We start from the raw sequence: 3,057 nt of genomic DNA, 5'->3' as shown, positions 1-3,057 counted from the left end.
CGGCACGCCGTTCCGCACGCGGCCGCGCACCGGGATCAGCCCGGACGCGCGCTACGCCCACATCGCCGGCGACATCGCAGGCGTGACACCCGACCACCAGATCAACGGGCTCCACGTGCATGTGGCGATCCGCGACCGCGAGTTCGGCATCCGGGCGTCGAACATGCTGCGCGACTGGCTGCCGACGCTTCTGGCGCTATCGGTCGACTCGCCGTTCTGGCACGGTGCCGACACCGGTTTCGACAGCTGGCGCTCGCTCCATTGCCGCCGCTGGACGACATACGGCGTGCCGCCGCGCTTCGCCGATGCCGACGAGCACGAGCGGCTCGTCGCGTCGCTGTACGGCGTCGGCGCGACGAGCGACCCGGGCACCATCAACTGGAACGTGCGCCTGTCGGCGCGCTACCCCACGGTCGAGGTGCGCGTGTTCGACGCCCAGCTCGACGGCCGCTCGAGCATTGCGCTCGCGGTGCTGACCCGCGCGCTGGTGATGGCTGCCGACGACCCGTCCCCCGTGCCCGCCGGAGGGCTGGACATCACGGATGCCGCGCTCTGGCATGCGGCGCGGTACGGGTTGCGTAAGACCCTGGTGCACCCATCCACGTCGCAGCTCGTGCCTGCGCGGGACGCGCTCGACGCGCTGCGCTCATTCACCGCGCCTCACCTCCTCGACGCGGACGAGCGAGGACTCGTGGACGAGCTGTTCCATCGCGTGCTGCGCGAGGGCTCGGGCGCCGAAAGGCAGCGAAGCGCGCACGCCTCCGGGATCGACGCGCTCGCGGAGCTGTACCGGCGCGAACTCGTCGCGGGCGTGCGACCCGAGCGTCGGCGGGTGGCGCGCCGCGTCTTCACCGCCTGAACGACGATGGATGCCGGTGTCGGGTCATCGGGGATATGTTCTTGTGAAGTGAATAGATTCACAGTAGCCTGTAGTAGAGAGATTCGATACAGGGATGGTTCGCCTTCTGAGGGCGAGAGCAGGCGCGGCGTAGCCGCGGATCGATGAGAGAGTGCTGGCGCGGGTCGCGCAGGAGTCTCCTCGTCCATCTGTACCTTGCCCGTCTGTGAGCGCCCATGTCTTCGCATCCCTCTCGGATCCGCTCCGGGGTGCGCGCTCACCGGCCGCATCGTGGGTGCGTTCGAAGTCGGGCGAGTTCGCCGCGCGGCCGAAGACGCCGCGGAGATCCGACTGCTGGCGGATGCCTCGGCCGCAGTCTCCGCGCCGGACGGGGCGAGCATCGCACAGCGGCGCCGGCTCGAACTGGATCGTCGGGCGCTCATCGCCGAGCTCGCCACGAGCACGCGGGTGTCGGAGTGGACGGTGACCCGCCTGCTCTCCGAATCGGCAGACCTGTGCGCACGATTCGCGGTCGCTGTCGACGCGCTGGAGCGAGGCGTGATCTCGCGGCAGCACCTCACCGTGATCCACGACATCGGCGACTCGATCGACGACGATGACGCCCGCGACGAGTTCGTGCGGGTCGCGATCGACCGAGCTGTCACGCTCACTCCGGGGCGACTCACGCCGGTGCTGAAGGCGATCGCCGAACGATTCCTCGAGCACTCACTCGACGAGCGGCACGCGGATGCGGTAGCCACCCGGGATGTGCGGGTGATCGACCTGCCCGACGTCATGGCCACACTCTCCCTCACTCACGAGGCTGTCGTCGTCCACGGCATCCACGACCGGCTCACGGCGCAGGCGCACTCCGTCATCGCAACCCGCGCCTCCGACGCCGGTGAAGCCGACGAGCCAGTTGCGATCGACGGTGCGGGCGACGGTTGCGCAGACGGTCACGGCGAGCCCGCGGATGTCCGCACGATGGACCAGCTCCAGGCCGACGTCGCCGCCGACGTGCTGCTCACCGCCGGGCCCGACGACTGCGTCGCGGGAACGGGGCTGGCCGCGATCCTGGCCACCGTGCAGGTCACCGTTCCCGTGCTCACGATGACCGGCGCCTCGAACGAACCCGCACGGCTTGCCGGCTACGGGCCGATCGACACCGACACCGCGCGCATCCTCGTCGCCGGCCCGCCTGCCTGGGAGCGCGTGATGACGTCGCCGGTCACCGGCGGCGTTCTCGCCGTCGACCGCTACCGTCCCGGCGCCGCCCTCACCCGGTTCCTCGGCGCTCGCGACGAGCACTGTCGATTCCCCGGTTGCCGTCAGTCCGGCTGGCGCTGCGACATCGATCACACCGTCGACCACGCGCGCGGCGGCGTCACCAGCCACCACAATCTCGCGCACCTCTGCCCGGCGGCACCACGTCCTCAAGCACAACACCGCGTGGACGGTCGCGCAGACCTCCCCCGGCGTCTTGGTCTGGACGAGTCCCACCGGTCAAGCACACCGACCGACCGGAGCCCACCGTGCGGTTCGTCCCCGACCCCGACCTCCTCGACCGTCGGCGCATCATGCGAGAACCCTGGCTGTTCGATGTCGACGACGCGCCCGGCACGAGCCCTCCCTTCTGACACCCTCCAGGCTTTTCGTCACCTCACCGGCCGTCACCATCCGACCGGGGTGACACTCGCTCTTCGGGCCGGATCAGTGGGAGCCGCTGCGCGCCTCGAGCTCGGCGCGGGCTGCCGCGAGGGCATCCTCGTTCGCTGCGTAGCCGTGCTCGGCCGCCGGGAACGCGCCTTCGCGCACCTCGCGCGCGTACGCCGCGACCCCGTCCGCCATACCGTCGCCGATGCTCGCGAAGCGCTTGACGAAGGTCGCGGTCTTCCCCTCGGTGATGCCGAGGAGGTCGTGCATGACGAGCACCTGCCCGTCCGCGCGGCCCGCGCCGATGCCGATGACCGGGATCTCGATCTCCGGCAGCACGACGTCCACGACCCCGGCCGGGACCGCCTCGATCACGAGCAGCGCGGCACCCGCATCCTGCACGGCGAGCGCCTCCCGAACGAGCCTCGCGGCCGAGTCCGCCGTGCGACCCTGCGCGCGCAGACCGCCGAGCGCTCCCGCCGTCTGCGGGGTGAGCCCGACGTGCGCGACGACCGGGATGCCGGCATCCGCGATCGCACGGACGCGGCTCAGGCGCGCCGGCCCGC

Annotated in this window: 3 protein-coding genes; 1 reads left to right on the top strand and 2 read right to left on the bottom strand. The window is 71.1% G+C overall.

From position 1 onward, the window contains the following. Positions 1 to 859, top strand: an 859-nt coding sequence (locus EIO58_RS15215; RefSeq protein ID WP_127820223.1) for a carboxylate-amine ligase, incomplete at its 5' end; no start/stop codon positions are given. 705 nt (positions 860 to 1,564) lie between these two features. Here EIO58_RS15215 and EIO58_RS15210 read toward each other — a convergent pair. Together EIO58_RS15210 and EIO58_RS15205 are read right to left on the bottom strand one after the other, a co-directional pair. Continuing rightward, complete coding sequence (locus tag EIO58_RS15210) at positions 1,565 to 2,233, bottom strand: hypothetical protein (protein ID WP_127820222.1); 669 nt, start codon at positions 2,231 to 2,233, stop codon at positions 1,565 to 1,567. Between the two features lie 315 nt (positions 2,234 to 2,548). Further along, on the bottom strand, positions 2,549 to 3,010 hold the full coding sequence (locus EIO58_RS15205; protein WP_446723935.1) for a 3-methyl-2-oxobutanoate hydroxymethyltransferase: 462 nt from the start codon (positions 3,008 to 3,010) through the stop codon (positions 2,549 to 2,551). Positions 3,011 to 3,057 lie beyond the last annotated feature (47 nt).

Origin of the sequence: Microbacterium sp. CPCC 204701 (genome assembly GCF_004010105.1) — a bacterium.
GTDB lineage: Bacteria > Actinomycetota > Actinomycetes > Actinomycetales > Microbacteriaceae > Microbacterium.
The sequence above is the reverse complement of the archived record's forward strand: the minus strand, read 5'-3'. Positions and strand labels throughout refer to the sequence as shown.